Annotated in this window: 23 protein-coding genes and 1 pseudogene; 1 reads left to right on the top strand and 23 read right to left on the bottom strand. The window is 51.3% G+C overall.

The window, feature by feature from the left end:
* Positions 1 to 15: 15 nt before the first annotated feature.
* The 17 genes and pseudogenes from D9N13_RS08620 to D9N13_RS08540 all read right to left on the bottom strand — a co-directional run bounded on the left by D9N13_RS08620 (position 16) and on the right by D9N13_RS08540 (position 16,754).
* On the bottom strand, positions 16 to 2,274 hold the full coding sequence (locus D9N13_RS08620; RefSeq protein WP_290588276.1) for a chemotaxis protein CheA: 2,259 nt from the start codon (positions 2,272 to 2,274) through the stop codon (positions 16 to 18).
* 12 nt (positions 2,275 to 2,286) lie between these two features.
* The gene (locus D9N13_RS08615) at positions 2,287 to 3,057 is read right to left on the bottom strand and encodes a protein phosphatase CheZ (protein ID WP_290588274.1); all 771 of its coding nucleotides are present in this window, start codon (positions 3,055 to 3,057) and stop codon (positions 2,287 to 2,289) included.
* A gap of 34 nt (positions 3,058 to 3,091) precedes the next feature.
* Positions 3,092 to 3,478 carry a chemotaxis response regulator CheY gene (cheY, locus tag D9N13_RS08610; protein ID WP_290588272.1) on the bottom strand — a complete coding sequence of 129 codons (387 nt, stop codon included), beginning with the start codon at positions 3,476 to 3,478 and terminating at the stop codon, positions 3,092 to 3,094.
* A gap of 163 nt (positions 3,479 to 3,641) precedes the next feature.
* Positions 3,642 to 4,352 (bottom strand): RNA polymerase sigma factor FliA, encoded by a 711-nt coding sequence (locus tag D9N13_RS08605; protein WP_290588270.1) that lies wholly within the window; start codon positions 4,350 to 4,352, stop codon positions 3,642 to 3,644.
* Positions 4,353 to 4,392: 40 nt separating this feature from the next.
* Positions 4,393 to 5,214 (bottom strand): MinD/ParA family protein, encoded by an 822-nt coding sequence (locus tag D9N13_RS08600; RefSeq protein WP_290588268.1) that lies wholly within the window; start codon positions 5,212 to 5,214, stop codon positions 4,393 to 4,395.
* A 33-nt stretch (positions 5,215 to 5,247) separates the two neighbouring features.
* Positions 5,248 to 6,684: a flagellar biosynthesis protein FlhF gene (gene flhF / locus D9N13_RS08595; RefSeq protein WP_290588266.1), complete on the bottom strand. Its 1,437-nt coding sequence runs from the start codon at positions 6,682 to 6,684 to the stop codon at positions 5,248 to 5,250.
* 39 nt (positions 6,685 to 6,723) lie between these two features.
* On the bottom strand, positions 6,724 to 8,844 hold the full coding sequence (flhA, locus tag D9N13_RS08590; protein ID WP_290588264.1) for a flagellar biosynthesis protein FlhA: 2,121 nt from the start codon (positions 8,842 to 8,844) through the stop codon (positions 6,724 to 6,726).
* A gap of 102 nt (positions 8,845 to 8,946) precedes the next feature.
* Positions 8,947 to 10,083, bottom strand: a complete 1,137-nt coding sequence (gene flhB, locus D9N13_RS08585) for a flagellar biosynthesis protein FlhB (RefSeq protein ID WP_290588262.1) — start codon at positions 10,081 to 10,083, stop codon at positions 8,947 to 8,949.
* A gap of 1 nt (position 10,084) precedes the next feature.
* Complete coding sequence (gene fliR / locus D9N13_RS08580; RefSeq protein WP_290588260.1) at positions 10,085 to 10,858, bottom strand: flagellar biosynthetic protein FliR; 774 nt, start codon at positions 10,856 to 10,858, stop codon at positions 10,085 to 10,087.
* Positions 10,859 to 10,861: 3 nt separating this feature from the next.
* Entirely contained in the window at positions 10,862 to 11,131 is a 270-nt protein-coding gene (gene fliQ, locus D9N13_RS08575) for a flagellar biosynthesis protein FliQ (protein WP_290588258.1), read from the bottom strand.
* A gap of 10 nt (positions 11,132 to 11,141) precedes the next feature.
* A complete protein-coding gene (gene fliP / locus D9N13_RS08570) occupies positions 11,142 to 11,900 on the bottom strand; it encodes a flagellar type III secretion system pore protein FliP (protein WP_290588255.1) in 759 nt (252 codons plus the stop codon).
* The gene (gene fliO, locus D9N13_RS08565; RefSeq protein ID WP_290588253.1) at positions 11,893 to 12,417 is read right to left on the bottom strand and encodes a flagellar biosynthetic protein FliO; all 525 of its coding nucleotides are present in this window, start codon (positions 12,415 to 12,417) and stop codon (positions 11,893 to 11,895) included. The genes fliP and fliO overlap by 8 nt, the downstream gene beginning before the upstream one ends.
* Positions 12,418 to 12,423: 6 nt before the next feature.
* The gene (fliN, locus tag D9N13_RS08560; protein WP_290588251.1) at positions 12,424 to 12,837 is read right to left on the bottom strand and encodes a flagellar motor switch protein FliN; all 414 of its coding nucleotides are present in this window, start codon (positions 12,835 to 12,837) and stop codon (positions 12,424 to 12,426) included.
* A 106-nt stretch (positions 12,838 to 12,943) separates the two neighbouring features.
* Positions 12,944 to 13,906: pseudogene (gene fliM / locus D9N13_RS08555) on the bottom strand (flagellar motor switch protein FliM); the annotation flags it as partial.
* Positions 13,907 to 13,909: 3 nt separating this feature from the next.
* Positions 13,910 to 14,404: a flagellar basal body-associated FliL family protein gene (locus D9N13_RS08550; RefSeq protein WP_290588245.1), complete on the bottom strand. Its 495-nt coding sequence runs from the start codon at positions 14,402 to 14,404 to the stop codon at positions 13,910 to 13,912.
* Between the two features lie 267 nt (positions 14,405 to 14,671).
* The gene (locus D9N13_RS08545; protein ID WP_290588242.1) at positions 14,672 to 16,435 is read right to left on the bottom strand and encodes a flagellar hook-length control protein FliK; all 1,764 of its coding nucleotides are present in this window, start codon (positions 16,433 to 16,435) and stop codon (positions 14,672 to 14,674) included.
* A 55-nt stretch (positions 16,436 to 16,490) separates the two neighbouring features.
* The gene (locus tag D9N13_RS08540; RefSeq protein WP_290588239.1) at positions 16,491 to 16,754 is read right to left on the bottom strand and encodes a DUF4404 family protein; all 264 of its coding nucleotides are present in this window, start codon (positions 16,752 to 16,754) and stop codon (positions 16,491 to 16,493) included.
* 136 nt (positions 16,755 to 16,890) lie between these two features.
* On the opposite strand from D9N13_RS08540, the gene D9N13_RS08535 reads away from it, so the two are divergent.
* Positions 16,891 to 17,181, top strand: coding sequence for a PAAR domain-containing protein (locus D9N13_RS08535; RefSeq protein WP_290588237.1), 291 nt, complete (start codon positions 16,891 to 16,893; stop codon positions 17,179 to 17,181).
* A gap of 110 nt (positions 17,182 to 17,291) precedes the next feature.
* Here the strand turns inward: D9N13_RS08535 and D9N13_RS08530 are convergent, their stop codons facing one another.
* From D9N13_RS08530 to D9N13_RS08505, 6 genes are all read right to left on the bottom strand, one after another.
* A complete protein-coding gene (locus tag D9N13_RS08530; RefSeq protein WP_290588235.1) occupies positions 17,292 to 17,570 on the bottom strand; it encodes a hypothetical protein in 279 nt (92 codons plus the stop codon).
* Between the two features lie 6 nt (positions 17,571 to 17,576).
* Positions 17,577 to 17,987, bottom strand: coding sequence for a hypothetical protein (locus D9N13_RS08525; RefSeq protein WP_290588233.1), 411 nt, complete (start codon positions 17,985 to 17,987; stop codon positions 17,577 to 17,579).
* A 44-nt stretch (positions 17,988 to 18,031) separates the two neighbouring features.
* Positions 18,032 to 18,349, bottom strand: a complete 318-nt coding sequence (locus D9N13_RS08520; protein WP_290588231.1) for a DUF3630 family protein — start codon at positions 18,347 to 18,349, stop codon at positions 18,032 to 18,034.
* Between the two features lies 1 nt (position 18,350).
* On the bottom strand, positions 18,351 to 18,614 hold the full coding sequence (locus D9N13_RS08515; protein WP_290588229.1) for a hypothetical protein: 264 nt from the start codon (positions 18,612 to 18,614) through the stop codon (positions 18,351 to 18,353).
* 122 nt (positions 18,615 to 18,736) lie between these two features.
* Positions 18,737 to 19,024 carry a hypothetical protein gene (locus D9N13_RS08510; protein WP_290588227.1) on the bottom strand — a complete coding sequence of 96 codons (288 nt, stop codon included), beginning with the start codon at positions 19,022 to 19,024 and terminating at the stop codon, positions 18,737 to 18,739.
* 14 nt (positions 19,025 to 19,038) lie between these two features.
* A partial coding sequence (locus D9N13_RS08505; protein WP_290588225.1) for a hypothetical protein occupies positions 19,039 to 19,766 on the bottom strand: 728 nt, incomplete at its 5' end.

Below are 19,766 nucleotides of genomic sequence, written 5' to 3'. Positions count from 1 at the left end.
GGCAACGCCGTGCAATCAACTGCGTTGCGCGTAAGCTTTTAGCATGCTGGGAATATCCAGAATAAGGGCGATTCGCCCATCGCCGGTAATGGTTGCCCCGGCCATACCGGGTGTACCGTGCAGCATTTTTCCAAGAGGCTTAATAACCACTTCCTCCTGGCCAATCAGCTGATCCACCACAAAACCCACCTTTTGGGTACCAACGCTGACAATAACAACGTGGGCCTCCTTATCCTTATTCTCTGCACCCCGAATCAACCAGCGCTTCAGGTGAAACAGAGGCAACGCTTTCTCCCGTACCACCACCACTTCCTGCCCATCCACCACGTTGGTGCGCGACAGATCCAAGTGAAAAATTTCATTCACGTTCACCAGAGGTAAAGCAAAAGCCTGTTTGCCCAGCATCACCATCAGGGTTGGCATAATCGCCAGTGTCAGGGGTACTTTTATGGCAATGCGGGTACCAACGTTCTTCTCCGAATGGACTTCAATAGTACCGTTCAGTTGGGTGATCTTGGTTTTCACCACATCCATGCCCACACCACGACCAGACACATCTGAAATCTGCTCTTTGGTGGAAAAACCGGGATGAAATATCAGATTGAAGGCTTCCGTATCACTGAGGCGATCGGCGGCTTCGGTATCCATCAGGCCTTTTTCAACCGCTTTACGCCGCAACATAGCCGGATCCATGCCGCCACCGTCGTCAGTAATGGAGAGAACAATATGGTCGCCTTCCTGCTCTGCGGCCAGGTACACCTTACCCATGCGCGGCTTACCGATTTTCTCGCGCTCATCCGGTGCTTCTATGCCATGATCCACGCTGTTGCGCACCAAATGCACCAGCGGATCCGCCAGGGCTTCCACCAGATTCTTATCCAGATCCGTCTCTTCACCCTCCAGTTCCAGGGTGATTTCCTTTTTCAGGTTTCGAGCCAGATCCCGCACCACACGCGGGAAGCGACCAAAGACTTTCTTGATGGGCTGCATACGGGTTTTCATAACCGCCGTTTGCAAATCACCGGTGACCACATCCAGATTGGCAACCGCCTTGGCCAGATCCTCGTCTGCAGTGCGCAAACCAAGTCGCACCAACCGGTTACGCACCAGTACCAGTTCGCCCACCATATTCATGATCTCATCCAGGCGTTTGGTATCAACTCGAACGGTATTTTCCGCCGCGGCAGGTGCCTCTTTGCCGGCGGCAGGCTTCGTTGGTGCAGCGGCTTTGGCTGCCGGTGCCTCAGCTTTCTTGGGTTCTTCGGCAACAGCTTTGGCCGCGGGCCGGGACACAGCAGCTGGTTTATTCACAGCTGCAGCCCCAGAGCTCACTGGGGGCTCAGCCTGATTCTTGGTAGGGCCTTTACCCTTACCGTGCAGATCATCCAGTAGCGATTCAAATTCGTCATCGGTAATCAAGTCATCGGAGGAAGCACCCGATGTTGATTGGCCACCACCAGTATCCGCTTTTGGCGTGCCACCGTGTTTGCCCTTGCCGTGCAATTCATCCAGCAGCGACTCAAATTCATCATCGGTGATCTCTTCCGAACCCTTACCCGCGTCAGATGCTGCGGGTGCCACATCCGCAGGTGCTCCGCCAAATTTACCTTTGCCATGCAACTGATCCAGCAACGCCTCAAACTCGTCCTCGGTAATTTCATCAGCTGAGCCGGTTGTGGTTGCTGGTTCATCTTCGCCAAACAGGTCTACGCCATCTGACTGCTTGGGCGCCGGCTCCGCAGCCGCGGCTTGCCCGGGCTTATTGTCGTCCAATGCATCAAGGAACTGCTCAAACTCCTCATCGGTGATGTCGCCCCTCTCAGGTTCACCCTGCGCTTCCACCGCTGCAGGTTCCGCATCAGTTTTGGCAGCTGCACTTGGCGAGTCACCCTGTAGAATAGCGTGCAATGCACTCATCAGGGCAGGATCGGCCGGTTCAGGATATTGACGGCCATTGACCTGCTCAAACATGGAATTCACCGCATCCAAGGCTTGTAACACCACATCCATCAGATCTGAATTAACGGTTAGTTTTCCATTGCGCAGCAGGTCAAATATATTCTCAGCGGCATGGCATAACTCTACCAACGTATCCAGTTGTAAAAACCCGGCCCCGCCTTTGACAGTGTGGAAACCGCGAAAGATGGCATTCAATAAGTCAGCATCGTCAGGACGGTTTTCCAGATCCACAAGCTGTTCAGACAGCACTTCCAGAATCTCACCTGCTTCAACCAGAAAATCCTGCAGTATTTCTTCGTCGCCGTCGAAGCTCATCCCCTGACTCCTTTAAAAACCAAGACTGGAAAGTAAAGCATCAACATCATCCTGGTTGGATACAACATCTTCCCTTGCTTCAGGGTTAATAATGGGGCCTTCCGGACCGATGGGATCTTCTTCACTTTTATTTTGTGTTTGAGAAATATCGTGTTTAAGGCCGGTAATCTGATCGATGGTGCTGGCCATTGTCACCAGGTTAACCAGATTATCTTCCACTTCCTTCACCAACTGAATCACCCGTTTGATGACCTGCCCGGTGAGATCCTGATAATCCTGCGCCAACATGATGTTTGAGAGATTGGAATCTATACGAGTCGATTCATCCACTGCGGTACACAGGAAACCATCGATCTTTTTGGTGAGCTGGCGAAACTCATCGGCAGTCATTTCACGGCGCATCAACCGATCCCATTCGGATTTCAGATTGCTGGCTGTTTCGCGCAAATGGGCCGACACAGGCATGGTGTTTTCAACCATGTCCATGGTCTTGTTGGCAGCAGTTTCTGTCTTTTCAATAACGTAACTCAAGCGATCGGAGGCATCCTGCATGCGGGACATTTCTTCCCGCATCTCGCTGTTGCTGGTATCGATGGCAAAATTTTTGATCGATTCATGCAGACTGCGTGTTAACTTGCCCACTTCCTGGAACAACACTTGATCACGCTGATTATGCAGGGACGAAATTGTCCGCATCGCTTCCTTGGCATCCCCACTTTCCAATTGTTCAACCAGGGTTTTGGCATACTCAACCAAGTTATCCTGATGGGCTTGCTCCGTCATGCTTGTCTCACATCTGCGTTAACGGTGAATGTTGCTATGCATCGACGCGCTCAAAGATCTTCTCAATCTTTTCTTTCAGCGCCTGCGCAGTGAAGGGTTTCACAACATAGCCGTTTACGCCTGCTTGGGCGGCTTCAATGATTTGCTCACGCTTGGCTTCTGCAGTCACCATCAATACCGGCAGACTTTGCAGCTTATCGTCAGCACGCACCGCCTTCAGCAGATCAATGCCCGTCATACCCGGCATATTCCAATCCGTAATAAGAAAATCAAAATCGGAGGATTTCAGTAATGGCAGAGCTGAGCTTCCATCATCGGCTTCTTGGGTGTTGGTAAAGCCCAGATCCCGCAGCAGGTTCTTGATAATGCGTCTCATCGTGGAAAAGTCATCAACAATGAGGATTTTCATGTTCTTGTCCAAGGTTGCCTCCAATGAACCCAGTTCACTACGTTTGTGCAAACTACTGAGATTTCTGGCTATTGAACGACCTGTTAACAGAAAGAATGCGGCATTGGGGCGTTCAACAGTCCCTTTCTGTTAATTCTAGTAGGTGTTTTGGTCTGATCCAGTTTTTGGAGAAGAATCAAAGCCACTCTTGCAGCCTGGATCGCAGGCGCTGGGCTGCCTGACTGTGAATCTGACTGACCCTGGACTCACTCACCCCCAGCACCTGCCCGATTTCCTTGAGGTTCAGCTCTTCATCATAGTAAAGGGACAGGACTAATTGCTCTCGTTCGGGAAGTTGCTCAATGGCCCGGGCCAGGTGGGTACGGAAAACGCCGTTCTGCAGATCATCCAGGGGGTTTTCCGCCTGCTCCTGCTGTAATCCGGTGGTGATGTGGTCTTCGGCACCTTCCAATTCGTTCAGGCTGAACAGACGGGTGGCGGTGCTGTCCTGCAGCATGAGGTGATATTCTTCCATCGATACACCCAGCCGCCCGGCAATATCGCGATCCCGTGCATCGGCACCGGTCTCACTCTCGATTTCATGGATAACCTGTTGAATTCGCCGGGCATTACGATGCACTGAACGGGGTGCCCATTCGCCTTTGCGTAACTCATCCACCATAGCGCCGCGAATGCGAATACCGGCATAGGTTTCAAAGCTCGCTCCCTTACTGCTGTCGAAACGCTTAAGCGCATCCAACAAGCCAAGCATACCTGCCTGATAGAGATCCTCGACGGAAACCCCGGCCGGCATCCTGACCATCAGATGATGGGCGATACGCTTTACCAGCGGAGTGTGTTGCTCCACCAGGGTATCCAGTTGCGGCGCCGTTTCATCGTTGTACATAGCCTTTCGCTTCATGCCCAGCATTGGAAACTCGGTTGTCCTATCGGGCAACGGCTCCCTGCACCAGCCGATCCACAAAGAACTCCAGGTGCCCCCTGGGAGTTGTCGGCAACGGCCAGCTATCCACTTTATTGGCCAGGGTTCGGAAAGCTAGCGCCGCTTTACTACGGGGATAGGCTTCCACCACCGGCTTCTGTCGCATGACCGCCTTTCTGAGGTAGTCATCAAATGGAATGCAGCCGGAAAATTGCAGGGCCACATCCAAAAATCGGTCGGTAACTTTGGTCAACTTGTTGTATATCTCACGCCCTTCCTGCTGCGTGCGAACCATGTTGGCCACCACGTTAAAGCGGTATATCCCATGCTTTTGATTAAGAATTTTCATCATGGCGTAGGCATCCGTTATGGAGGTTGGCTCATTGGTGACGACAAACAGGCTCTCCTGCGCGGCCGTCACAAAGCTCATGACCATCTCTGAGATACCCGCTGCGGTATCAATGATCAGTACATCCACATCATCACTGAGTTCACTGAAAGCATGTATCAGACCAGCGTGTTCGCGAGGGCCCATGCTGACCAGCTCCTGGGTACCGGATGAGGCCGGCACAATCTTAATGCCGCCGGGCCCTTCCACCAGAATATCCCTGATATTGCACTCGCCCCTCAACACATGGGAGAGGTTTTCACGCGCGGAAATGCCCAACAGTATATCCAGGTTGGCCAAGCCAAGATCGGCGTCCAGCAACACGACTCTGCGCCCCATCTCCGCCAGACACACCCCCAGATTAATGGAGACATTACTTTTTCCAACTCCACCTTTGCCACCGGTGACGGCGATAACCTGCACGGGATGAATGCTCATAAACGTTTTTCTATACACCTTATGTTGTCTTCGTTAGCCGCAAGCCAGATCAGGTTCGTGCGCCGAAATAGCTTCGTTGTACCAGTCCGCCACCTGATCCTCATCCATGCGGTACTCTTTAGCGAGCGCAATAGCATGGTTGATCAGGCGACTGGCATGCGGGCGGGCAATATCGTCCGGAATGTTCTGACCGTCCGTGATATAGGCAATAGGCAACTGCGATTCTATCGCAACACTTAAAGCCTCGCCCAAACTGGCCGATTCGTCCAGTTTTGTCAGTATGCAGCCCTCAAGATTCAAATGCTTATATTCATTGATGGCTCGATCCAGAATCCGGCGCTGACTGGTGGATGACAGTACCAGCCAGCGCTGAATATTGGCGCCCATGCTCTCAAGCATAGTCATTTGTTCACGATGTACCTGATCCTTGTGACTTAACCCGGCGGTATCAATCAGTACCAGCTTCTTGCGGGACAGTGAACGCAGCAGCTGATCGAGGCTCTGCTGTTCCGTCACCACACGAACCGGCACCTTCAGTATACGGCCTAACGTGCTCAGCTGTTCGTGTCCGGCTATCCGATAACTGTCGGTGGTAATGAGCGCCAAATTCTCGGCGCCATGCTCCAGCACGAACCGGGTAGCGATTTTGGCAATGGTTGTGGTTTTACCCACCCCGGCCGGTCCCACGAATGCGAATATACCACCATGGGAAACAATGTCTTCCTGCATAAGAGGCAAATCATCGCTCAGCTCCAGCAACGCTTCACGCCAGGCGGCCTTGGCATCCGCATCCGGTTTCAGATTACGAACCAGCTTACGGCTCAGGGCCGGAGACAACCCCAAACGTGCCAATTTTTTGAATACTGTAGCTTCCAAGGGATGGCGATGGGAAAAATTACCCCAGGCCACATTGGCCATTTGCACATTCAGCATCTGACGTAACTGGCTCAGTTCACCCCGCATGGCCGCCAGCTCCGGGCTGGGTTGGGTAGAGACCGACGGCCGGGCCACCGGCTCAGCGTTGCGTTCCCGCGGTACGGCTTTGGCCTTGCCCTGTGCACTCAGCTGCACCTGAAGATCCGGATCGTTTGGCTCGTCACCCTCATTTAGGCGCTGCAGCCACATATCATTAAACTTCTTATTGGCCAGTTCACGACGCTGCAACGCTTCCATCAGCTCAGCCCTGTCTTCGGCACTGGTATTGAAAGCAGCACGCTCATTCAGCATCCGGGCAGGATCACCCTGAGCCGGAGCAGCAGACGAATCCGCCATAAAATCGGGAATGTGGTTCTGCTTGCGCTCGCGGGCTTTGTGCTGCTCAACAAACTCATCGTAATCAGCAGCGGCCACGATTTCGATACCGTTGGCAACCTTGCGATTGGAGAGAATCACAGCGTCTGCACCCAGTTCCTCACGAACCAATTTCAAAGCCTGACGCATGTCTGCTGCAATGAATTTTTTTGTGTTCATGATCGTCTATCCTCGCTGCTTCCGCGGCCGTTGATTCAATTACTGGCCCACTGAAGCGGTAATGGTAATCTGTTTGTTATCCGGTATCTCGTTATAAGAGAGTACATTCAAGCCCTGCACACTGAACCGAAGAAAGCGTGACAACATCGGTCTGATGCCCGCGGATACCAGCAATACAGGAGGGTTACCCGCCAGCTCCTGCTTCTGCACTGCATCGGAAACCGAACGTTGCAGTTTCTCCGCCAGCCCCGGCTCGATCACCGCGTCGCTTGCGGTACCGCCAGAATTTATGGCTTGCTGTACTGCCTGTAGCAACAACTGTTCCAATTCCGGTTGCAATGTAATGACGGGCAGCTCACGCCCCACGCCGTATATGGTCTGGACGATAAGGCGGGATAAAGACACGCGCGCGGCAGAGGTCAGTGCGTCAGTGTCTTGACTCTTCGGTGCCAGCTCCGCCAATGCTTCGGCGATGGTGCGAATATCCCGAATCGGCACCCCTTCCTGTAACAGGTTTTGCAATACCTTGTGTAACTTGCTCAGTGGCAGCGGGTTGGGAACCAGATTCTCCACCAGTTTCGGCGACGCTTTCTGCAGATTCTCCAGCAACTTCTGAACTTCCTCAAAGCCCAGCAGTTCATGGGAATGTCGCAACATCACCTGATTGATGTGCGTTGCCACCACGGTGCTGGCATCCACCACGGTATAGCCCATGGTTTGGGCCTGATCCCGTTGGCTGGGCTCGATCCACACCGCATCCAGGCCAAACGCCGGATCTTTGCATTCAATACCGTTGATGGAACCAAACACTTGACCTGGGTTGATGGCTAACTCCCGATCGGCATGAATTTCTGCTTCATCAATGGCCACCCCCATCAAAGTGATACGATAGGCATTGGGCAACAGGTCCAGGTTGTCACGGATATGTACCGACGGCACCAGAAAGCCCAGTTCCTGGGAGAGCTTTTTGCGTACCCCCTTGATCCGCCCCAGAAGCTGCCCGCCCTGGGATTTATCGACCAAAGGAATCAGGCGGTACCCTACTTCCAATCCAATTGCATCCACCGGCTGCACGTCATCCCAACCCAACTCCTTGAATTCATTCTCACGCTGAGCCGCCATCTCTTCCACTTTTCGGGCTTCTTTTTCTTCCTCCCGTACCTGACCACCTTCGGCCTGGCGTCGGTAGTAAATCCAGTAAGCCCCGGCGGCGCACAGGGTGCCCAAGCCCAGAAAGGCAAAATGCGGCATACCGGGGATCACTCCCATAATCACCAGGATCACTGCGGCAATGGCCAGTGCCTGGGGTGAGCCAAACATCTGCACCATGATCTGGTTCCCCATATCCTGGGAGCTGTTGACACGGGTAACAATGATGGCGGCGGCTGTCGACAGGAGCAGCGAGGGAATCTGTGCCACCAGGCCATCACCGATGGTGAGCAGCGCGTAAACCTTGAGAGCATCACTGAAGCCCAGATTGTACTGCGCCATACCAATGGCCAAGCCACCGATAATGTTGATCAACAAAATCAAGATACCGGCAATGGCATCACCGCGAACAAATTTACTGGCACCATCCATGGCACCATAGAAATCCGCTTCCTGGGACACTTCCGCGCGGCGTGTTTTCGCTTCTTCCTGGTCAATTACCCCGGCATTCAGGTCAGCATCAATGGACATCTGCTTGCCGGGCATGGCGTCCAGGGTAAATCGGGCGCTCACTTCCGATATACGGCCGGCACCTTTGGTGACCACCACAAAATTGATGATCACCAAAATCAGAAACACCACCAACCCCACGGCATAATTGCCGCCAATGACCACCTCACCAAAAGACTGGATCACTTTACCGGCCGCATCACCGCCTTCATGGCCACGCAATAACACCACCCGAGTTGACGCCACGTTCAGTGCCAACCGCAGCAAAGTGGCGATCAACAGTACCGTCGGAAAAATGGCAAACTCCAGCGGCCGCATGGTGTAAACAGACACCAACAACACCACCAGGGCCAATGCGATATTAAAAGTGAACAGCACATCCAGCAGAATGGACGGCATGGGCAAGGTCATCATTGCCATGATGATCAGCAGGAATATGGGGGCACCCCAATTGCCCTGCTTTAAAATATTTCCACCTCGAGTCGCAACACCTGCAGCCATAGCACCTTTGCCTTGCACCAACAAAAAATTGACACTTTAATCGTGCCTACACTCTACGGGGCAAGGATCGTGCCTGAATAAGCTATTCCCGAAAATAAATCGCTACTGGTCTTTGCGAAGGTCTTCCGGAACCGGGAAATCAGGTACCGAACCGGGGTTGGGGCCTTTACCCTGCTGAAATTGCTCCAGTTGATAGACATAGGCCAGCACCTGAGCCACCGCCAAAAACAAGCCCTGGGGGATTTCCCGTTCCAGTTCAGTGTGATAATAAATCGAGCGGGCCAAAGGCGGGGAATTCAGAATCATGACGTCGTTGGCTAAGGCTACTTTCTTGATTTGCATGGCAATATGATCGGCACCTTTGGCCACCAATATCGGAGCCAGCATTTTTTTTGGATCGTATTTCAACGCCACTGCGTAATGACTTGGGTTGGTGATTACCACATCGGCATCGGGTACTGCCGCCATCATCCGGCTCTGGGCGATTTCCCGCTGTTTGGCGCGCTGCTTTCCTTTAACCTCCGGCTTGCCTTCAGTGTCCTTGTATTCGTCTTTCACTTCCTGTTTGGTCATCTTTAACTGCTTGTTGTGCTGGTAGAGTTGAAACGGTACATCAATCGCCGCCACCAGCAGCAGCGTGCAAGACAGAATAAACAGCGCCCAGGCGACAATGGAAATACCTTCCGACATTGCTTCGTGGGGGGGCATAAATCCCAGTGCCATAAAGCGTGTTCGGTTACTCTCCAGAATTAAAATGGCCACGGTAGCTACCAATCCAAATTTGGAAACCGCCTTCAGAATTTCCATTAGAGACTGGGTAGAGAACATTCTCTTCAAGCCCTTCAATGGATTCATTTTACTGAACTTGGGCATCAATGCCTTGCTGGAAAAGTTCAGTCCACCCACCAGCGGCGGGATCATCAGTGCGGCAAGCAACAACGCCAGATAGAACGGGATCAGAGAGGAAAACGCCTTTTGTGCAGATGACACCAATGATGTGACCATAACATCAGGATTCATCAGCTCATCCCGTGTTAAGTCATAATTAAGCTGGAACACATCCTGCGCCGTATCAAATAGCATGCCACCGGACATCAGCAAGCCGGCTGCGCCAAAGATCATGACGGCAACCCCACCCAACTCCTTGGAACGGGGGATCTGGCCCTTCTCGCGGGCCTCCTGCATTTTTTTCTGGGTGGGTTCTTCCGAGCGTTCCTGCCCGTCATCATTCTCAGCCACGTCAGATCACCATCTGCCTTAGATACTCAAACGCATCCGCGCTCAAGCTATCGTACTGAGGAGCAATATTGGAAAGCGTTAACCAGATGATGACCAGGCCCAAAACCATCGTGAATGGAAACCCAACGGCAATAATATTCATTTGTGGTGCTACCCGACTAATCACCCCAAAGGCAACATTCACCACCAGTAACGCAATGATCGACGGCAGCGCCACCAAAACTGATCCGGTGAACATCCAGCTCCCGAGATCAGCCACTTGCCGATAGTTATCGATGGGCAACCCCAGCATGCCAATGGGCAGCTGCTCGAAGCTGGTTCCCACTAAATAAATCACGGCCAGGTGGCCATTGAATACAAAAAACAATAAGTTCACGGTCATCAGGTAAAGCTGACTGATGGACGCCACACTGACACCGTTTACCGGATCCACCATCATGGCGAAGCCCAAGCCGTTTTGCATGGCAACGATTTGCCCACCAATCACAAACACCTGGAATAGCAACTGCAATACAAACCCCATCGTGACCCCGATCAGAATTTGCTGGAGAATAATCATGATCGATTCAATAGAGAGTAGTTCCACCATGGGCACGGGCTCGATCACCGGAGCGACCACCAGCGTCACGGCAACCGCAAGCCCCAAACGAATTCGCGTCGGTACCAATTGAGTACTCAAAATGGGCATCGCCATGAAAAAAGCGGCGATGCGACAAAAGGGCCAGGCGTACTGGCCTATCCAGAGATACAACTGATCAATGGATATCTCAAACATGGCTTAACCCAACAACGTCGGCATATCCATCAGAATTTTAAGTGCGAATTCATGCACCAGACTACCCAGCCAGGGGCCGGCCAACACCAGAGTGGTCAGCGTAATCAGCAAGCGCGGCAGAAAGCTGAGCGTCTGCTCATTTATCTGAGTAGCCGCCTGAAACACTGATACCACCAACCCCACCACAAGACTTGGGACGATAATCACCGAAACCATTATCATGGCGATGAACAAGCCTTCCCGCATTAGATCTGATACCACTTCCGGTGACATAAGCCTTACCTCAGATTCCGAAACTGCTCGCCAACGTTCCCACCACCATCGCCCAGCCATCAACGAATACAAACAGCATGATCTTGAAAGGGAGCGATACAATCATCGGTGACAGCATCATCATACCCATCGCCATCAATACACTGGCAATCACCAGATCAATAATCAGAAATGGAATAAACAATAAAAATCCGATCTGAAACGCTGTTTTCAGTTCACTGGTTACAAAAGCGGGAATCACAATAGTAAGCGGCACCTCTTCCAGAGAAGTAAACTTCTGATCATCTCCTGCCAGTTCAACAAACAGGTTGAGGTCGGTTTCCCGGGTCTGTGCCAGCATAAACTGCCGCATGGGAATGCTCGCGGTTTCCAGCGCCTGCATCGCAGTCATCTGTTCATTCATATAGGGCTCAATGGCCTGCTTATGAACCTCCTTGAACACAGGAGCCATCACAAACACCGTTAAAAAAAGCGCCAGGCCAATCAAGATTTGGTTGGATGGTGTCTGCTGCAGGCCGATTGCCTGCCTCAGAATTCCAAATACCACAATAATACGAGTAAAGGCCGTCATCATCATGATAATGGCGGGAATAAACGACAGCATGGTCATTAAAATGACCACTTGCAGTGTTACCGAATAGCTTTGGGTACCATCGTCATTACTGCTCACACTTAGCGCGGGCAGCGAGAATGGGTCAGCCGCCCAGCTCAGCTGCGGCAACAACAAAACAAGCCCGATGCTTATAAATCGCAGTATGGGCTTATTCATGATTGGACACTCCCGCTTTTAACAAACCTCTCATACGCTGCGCAAACTCTGTGTTTGTACCGGCCACTTCTGGATAGTGGTCATCGGTTGAAACATCCTTGTCATAACTGGCCAGTCGATTAATTTGCTGAGAGGTTACCCCCAACAATAACTTTTCACCTTCAACTTCAACCAACATGATTTTCTCTTTTGGCCCAACACTCATGGCACTCAACAGTTTCATACGGCTGCTGCCACCGGGTGCTGCCAGATTGAATCGCTTGCTTAACCACGCCAACACAAATATGAGCCCCAGCACCACACTCAGGCCGATCACCATCGTGCCTATATCACTGCTGCTTTTGCTCTCTCCGCGTTTTTCCAAGTCATCTTTCAGTCGAAACTGTGTTTTATCCGACGGTACTACCGACACCGCCGCAGCAGGCGCGGCCGTTGCAGCAGGCGTACTCTCGTCCTGCTGTGCCGCCAACAAGGTAGAAAAACCACTCAATAAAACCAACAACAACACACGTAGCATATGGGGCTAACCCAGCTTCTTAATTCGTTCAGTGGGGCTAATGACATCGGTCAACCGAATGCCGAATTTCTCGTTCACCACCACTACCTCACCATGGGCAATCAGCGTACCGTTTACCAGCACATCCAAAGGCTCACCCGCCAATCGGTCCAGCTCAATTACGGACCCCTGATTCAACTGCAACAGGTTGCGGATACTGATGTTGGTGCTCCCAACCTCCATGGCAAGAGTAACCGGAATATCCAGGATCACATCCATATTCGGGCTGTTTTCCGAGGAAAATGGCGTGGATTTATCGCTCAGAGACTCCAACGGAGCAGCCTGCACTTCGTCCTCGGCAGGGCTATCCTGCTCGGCCAGGGCCGCGGCCCACTCATCCGCCAAGGCTTCATCATCAACGGGTTTATCTTCATCTGTCATTGCTTTTTACCCCATGCAGTCAGGCTCAGGCCTGCTCTTCCTCATCATTCAATATCTGCTCACGCATCCAGCTCAAACGGGATTCTTTACTGCCATCTGATTCTGGGCGCTCCACCTTGTTAATCACCTGCAACGCCAAATTTCCATTCGCCTCTCCCAACTTGCCACGAAATGCTGGTATACCATTGGCCAGCATCAACACGCTGTCTGGCATTTCAATGGGGATAATGTCCCCTTTTTTAAGCTTTGCCAGCTCAGTAAGACGCATTTTTTTCTGGCAGAGTTTTCCCTTAAGCTCTACCCTGGCACCCATTACTTCTTCACGCAGCGATTTCATCCAACGCTCATCCTGATCGCCAACGTCGCTTTGCACACCCGCATCCAGCACTTCCCGCAATGGCTCGATCATGGAATACGGTAGTGTCAGGTGCATCTCACCACCACCACCATCCAGCTCCACATGAAACGAGTTAACCACCACCACTTCACTGGGGCTTACGATATTGGCCAAAGAAGGGTTCACTTCCGCGCTTAAAAATTCGAATTTAACCGGCAACACCGCTTTCCAGGCTTCCTGCATATCAATAAAAGCCTGTTCCAAAACCATCTGCACAACCCGGTTCTCAGTGGGTGTGAATTCACGTCCTTCTATTTTTACGTGACGGCCATCACCACCAAAAAAATTATCCACCAGTTTGAATACCAGCTTGGCATCCAGAATAAACAGAGCGGTCCCTTTCAGGGGCTTAATACGAATCATGTTCAGCGACGTAGGCACATACAGGCTGTGCACATACTCCCCGAATTTGATTACCTGTACACCGCCAACCGACACATCAGCCGTACGCCGCAACAGATTGAACATGCTGATGCGGGTGTAGCGGGCAAAGCGTTCGTTGACCATTTCCAGGGTCGGCATACGCCCGCGCACGATACGATCCTGTGTACTCAGGTCATAGGATTGAATACCATCGCCCGAATCATCTGAACCGGTTTCAATATCGCCATCATCCACGCCATGAAGAAGCGCGTCGATTTCGTCCTGTGATAAAAGATCCTGTACAGCCATGTTTTATTGCATCACAAAGTTGGTAAACAGCACCTGTTCAATCCCAGGCTCACCCATTTCTTCTGTCAGAATTTTCTGAAGCTCTTCCAACACGCTTTGACGCAGCGCCTCTTTACCCTCAGGTGTACGCAACATCTCAAAGTCCTGAGATCCCAATACCATCACCAGATTATTCCTGACCAACGGCATGTGCGTATTGATGGTGTCGATCGCCGCCGGATTACGGGTCATCACCGACATGCTGATCTGAACGTAACGTTGACGTCCTTTCCACTGATAATTGACCACAAAGGGCGGTTTGAAATCGAAGTAAATAGCAGGCATCTGGGTGGGCTCTGCGGCGTCATCCACTGGCGCTTCTTCCCCTCCGGACATCATTAGGAAAGCAGCCACACCACCGCCGATCATCAGCACTACCAATACGGCAATAATGATGATCAACATTTTCGACTTGGGTTTTTCCTGTTCTTCGCTGGTATTGTTGTCATCGTCCGCCATAAAACACCTTCTGGATTCCCGTTGCCAAGATTTATAGCAAGGCCTGTACCAAAACAATTATTTCTTTAATATCAATCAGTTAAATAAATAAACATCAGATTCAACCAATCAACGTCAAAAAATCGGCCTGCTCACAGAAGTTTAGACAAGATTTCAGGACCTGCCCGTCAAAATCCCGCCAAGTATCGGAAATAGTTAAGAAAATAGAAACGAGAGACGCGGCACCGAATGGTGCCGCGGTGTAAGAAGCTAGCCCACGTAGAAGGCTTAGGCGTAGTAATCCACCAGCCCTACTGCATGCTGAGTCTCACCTTCTGCGGCGGCTTCAGTCTGTACGACAGCATCCGCCTCCTGCTCTGAGCCGGATCCCGACCGATGATCCTGACCGCGCCGATCGTGGGATTCCTGAGCATTCTGATCACGGACATCCACATCACCCAAAGCCACGCCATTCTGTTCCATCAATTCCCGCAAGCGGGGTAAGGCTTGTTCAAGGGCGTCACGGGTCGGTGCCGCATGACTGGTAAACACCACGTTAGCCTGATCCTGCTGCACGGAAACCTTCACGTCGATGGGCCCCATATCGCGGGGCGTCAACTGAATCTGGGCACTGTTCAGTTTGGAACTGACCATCATCATCAGGCGCTGGCCCACCTCGTTACCCCACTCACGGCTCTGCATTGGGGTGTGAATGGGCGTTGCAAAGGGTTTTGCCATCGTTGCAGAACTTCTGCCCACTTGCTCCAGGCTACGCTGAAACGGGGTTGCCTTGGTTCCATCGGCCTGTTCCACTGCTTTCGGAACCGGCTGAGACGTGTCCTTGCCGACGCCCGCCGCTTTGTCCAGCGCTTTTGCCAACGCCGCCAGCCGTTCCTGCACCGGGGTAGGCACCGGGTTCTCTGGCATCCCGTTCCTGGAGGCCAGCTTTTCCGTCAACATCGCCACGTCTGACTTTTTTTCCTGCTTGGAATCCGCCAGGGCGACGTCATCCACCTCTGCAGTCATTGGTGAAGATTGCCTGGCTTGTTTCTCCCCGGATTCGCTTTTCTCTCCCGCTCCCAGCTCGGAAGCAGTGGCGACCCTGGTTGCTGAAGCCGTCAACTCTGGTTTTTTGGTGTCACCCGCTGTGGCTTGTACCTCAGCTCCAGGTTTCCCCTTCATGCCCTTGGCAGCGGCGCCAAGGATAGCGGCTGTCACCGGCTCCACCACCTTGTCCGAATCTGCTTCGCCCTGCACATCACCTTGCCCGTTGGCAACCGCTGCCAATGCCTGCTGCTCTGCATCGGACTGTTCATTCGTTTCGGTGGCCGGCAGGCTCTCATCGGCAGAAAGCGACTCACTGTTTGCCAGTTCCGGCGGCGAATGATGAGGTGTGGCCACTGCGTCTGAAACTTCACTATCGCCCTCCTGCTCACCATCGGCCAGCTGAATTTCAGGAGATGAAACACTGCCCTCAATTGCCGCTTCCGAAGCTATGGAATCGGTCTTCGGCGTCTCAGCCTGCGCAGTGCTCACCCCTGCCTGCGCTGCCTCGGAGGACACTTGCGCTGACGTTGCCTCCGCTTGGGTAAGCGCTTTTTCCTGATCTTTCGCGGCGCGCTGATGATGGTTCAGACGGTCTTCCTTATCGGTGGCCTGCGCATTAGCTTGCTCAGCCCGATGTTGGCTATCCTGGGCTTCCTCTGACCGAGACTGATTGCGTTCAGTCCGTTGATCCCGATGGGCCTCCGCCCTGGATAACCACTCCTGCCGATCATTGCGCTGCTTCGCGTCCAACCGCCGCTCATCATCCGGCAAACGGTTGCCGCCCCCCTGCCGTGAATTTGCCTCGTGCGCAGGCGCCGAGCGCTCAGAGTTTGTTGTTGAATGGGTAGGTTTACGCCCGGACTGAACCTGAGCGCTTAAAATACGATCGAAGGATTGGGCGGCGCCATCTGCGCTAAACAATTGATTTGAAAGATTTAATTCCTGTACCTTTACACTAAGGGCACTGGATTGGCTGATACTAAGGGGTAGGTTGTCGGTGCCCATGGGCGCCCTCCTTCATTCACTATACTCAGAAGGAGAGCAAAGCCTGTGCCAGGGATTACAAGCCCATACCATTGAGTGTGGTGATGATCTGAGAAATAACGCGGGCAATTACAGGGTGTGCTTCTTCGTACTGAATCAGTTGCCGTTCGAACTCCTCCACCAAATCTTCTTCCCAGTGCTCAGATGAGCCATTCAGCATCACCTCAAGCCGGGCTGCCAGTTCGCCAAGCGCCTGCTTGTCAACCGCTGCCACTTCACCGTGTTCGTCCAACTGACTTTTGAGTTCTGAAACGGATTCCTGCAATTTTTCTTTTGGCATAAAGCACCTCTATAGCTGTTCACACATTATACGCCTCTGACTGCAGGATAAAAGCGAATGAATATCCGCAATTTGGATGCAAAACTTTGCCCCGGGTTTGTCTCTATAATAAGACTGCTTTAAAAAGGAACAGAACATGCCTCCATCTGCACGCATCGGCGACTTCCATGTATGCCCTAAAGTCAACCCAGGCCCGGTACCCCACGTTGGAGGGCCTGTTGCCGTGGGCCAACCCACCGTTTTGATCATGGGGATGCCGGCTGCCCGCCTGGGGGATATGGCAATCTGCGTGGGCCCACCAGACAAAATTGCCAAGGGCAGTTCATCGGTACTGATAGGCAATAAGCCCGCGGCACGCATGGGGGACAGTACTGCTCATGGTGGGGTCGTGGTGATGGGAGCGCCGACGGTGTTGATTGGGGGGTAAACGGTATTGTAAAGCAGGCTGACACAAAATTCTGAACGCCCTCTTGCCTGGAACTAAAGCATCGAACTAGCGACCATATTTCAATAAATTCTTCGTCTTCCCTTTTTGATTCAATCAGCAGGAAATACCACGTCCCACAAAAACTCTTTGGCGACTGATTTTGCTTCTTCTTCGGTTTCAAAAAAGGAAACTTCGCAATCATCCATCAATTTTTCCCAAGACAGAGATTCATCACCAAAAGCCTTTTTGAGTTCAGTCTCAATACCTTTTCGAAAAGGTTCATGCTGCAAATCTTTCCGAAATGCAGCAATGGCTTCTTCATCATCCAAACCTAACTGGGCTCCATAAATCCCGCCCAAAACGCTTTTAATTAACTTATATGATTCCATAATTATTTACTTGGAATTGGGTATATTGTTCGTCTGCCAAATATTTTTAGCTGGATCGTAAACATACCATGCCTCCACATTTGTCAGACCATCGACTTTTTGCAACGGCCCTGATAGCCCCGCTTTTTTGCCAACTGGAACATAGCCTCGACCTAATTCGACCCCCGTATCAGCTGAAACTTTGATCCTTAATGTACCTGGCTCGGCATTTTTAATTGCATCATCCAGGTAATTATTTCTAAGGAAGTCATCAGCCTGTACCAATAGCTCATCACTATTAAATGCCGTCGATGTAGGAGTATAGCCTCGTCTTGTTTTAGAACCGTCCGGAGCAACACCTGTCCGTGCTCGAACATACAACTGCTCATCTGTGACTGATCCGCCATGCCTTTCAAGTGCATGGCCTTCGGCTCGCAATCTATCCAACTGGGCAGTGAGTTTTTTGTTTGGAACAACACTAATTATTCAGCTTCATCTTCTAAGCGAGACTTCACGCCCATCAATATTTCATCACTCGCTTCATTTGTTGACTCCAGAGATACCATCACAGGGAAGTCATCGAATACAAGTCGAATAATTTCGCCTTGTATTAACAGCTCCCATATTCTGACATCAAAAGAGTCTGTCTTTTTCTGGACTTTGGCGCCCAAAAAATGAATCAGTTTTTCTGCGTATTCTGGGAATTTCTCCCAGTCAATACGGGAATTAAGATTCAAACATGGTCGCCCTGAATTCATTAGTTCAATCTCAAACACTGTGCTTTCAACCAGACTATTCATATCAGAACAGATCTCCTCCGCCAGCTCTCGTTGCACTTTCAATTATCTGCTCAAATGATTTGCCCTTATCAACTAGATAATCAAACGTTGGGCCAAGCTCGTTTCCGTACCTTTCTAAATTACGTGTATTAATTGTTTCAAGAACTTCTGGCGGGGTGTATTCGCGATACTTGATCTTAAGCTCAGATCTTGCACCGTAAGCATATCTAGCCACATCCTCTAGATTCGCACCTGTAGCTTGAAATTCATCGACAGATTGTTGCAAGTCATATACTTCTCTGACATAGCCTTGTCTTAATGTCGGTAGGTAACCAAAATCGCCATCAACTCCAGATACAGGGTTATCCCATGCTGGCCTTGTGGAAGCTGTCAGATTTTTGTCTGGAACTAATCAACAGCGTATACCGTGCTCCCTCTAAACTCCTGATCACTACTAGCCAATTCACCCAATGCAATACTGATATTTTTTCTGCCGACAATCGATTCACTTATCGCTATATCTCTTACAGGGGCATTAATCTCAGAACCGTCAATTGCTACAACTCTAACTTTGCCACCAATAATCTTCTTAATAGCAGTTTGGTCTAGGGAGTCAAAATCAGGGTTGACTCCACTAACTATCACTCCAGCTTCTTTTGTTGAAAAGGAGTCTTCTATTGTCATAATCTCTTTCATATCGATTCCTTCAATCAACGCTGCTGAATAAATAATTGATCTTTAACATCACGAACCTTTATACCTTCATCATGAAGACGAGTAATACCGTCTCGGAGTAAGGTAAATCGTTCTGTGCTAGTGAGGTCTGGAGCAAACCGAGCCGCTCGGATACTAGCTTGAGCTTCCTCTAACGAGTGTACAGTTTGCGTTCGACCCGCCATTGCTGCTTCTCTATGGCCTACAATTTCATGAGCCAAAGTACCACGAATGCTAACCCTTGAATTTACGGTCAATGTTCCCGCCCCTACGTTGCCGGGAACGACATCACTCCCAATATTGAGAATTGAAAACAAATCACCGTGTGCATATCCAGTATTCAAATTGGTATCATCGACATGCCTAATCGCAACCCCGTCTAAATCAAAGTTGGTTAGGTAATTGTCAACTTCGGCACGCTGCGCGCTCGTTAAAGGAATTTCTCCCCGTTTACCACCAGATGCAACGTTGTAGAAAGAATTGTTGTTTGGAACAACCTTTCCCGCCCCCCGCATCATACCCACAGCGGGAGCACCCGACAACGCTAGCCCTGCCGCATCCAACGCCAGATCCCGGGCCGAGGCACGTTTCAAACCAGCCGGCATTTTATCACTGTTCACGGTCAGAATATTACTGACCAGGCGCTCACCTTCTGCCAACCCGCCTATATAGCCCGGGCCGCCACCGTAGGCGCTGCCTTCCGGATCCTGGATCGCGGCTTCCA

This window comes from Ketobacter sp. GenoA1 (assembly GCF_003671475.1).
Taxonomy (GTDB): domain Bacteria; phylum Pseudomonadota; class Gammaproteobacteria; order Pseudomonadales; family Ketobacteraceae; genus Ketobacter.
The sequence above is the reverse complement of the archived record's forward strand: the minus strand, read 5'-3'. Positions and strand labels throughout refer to the sequence as shown.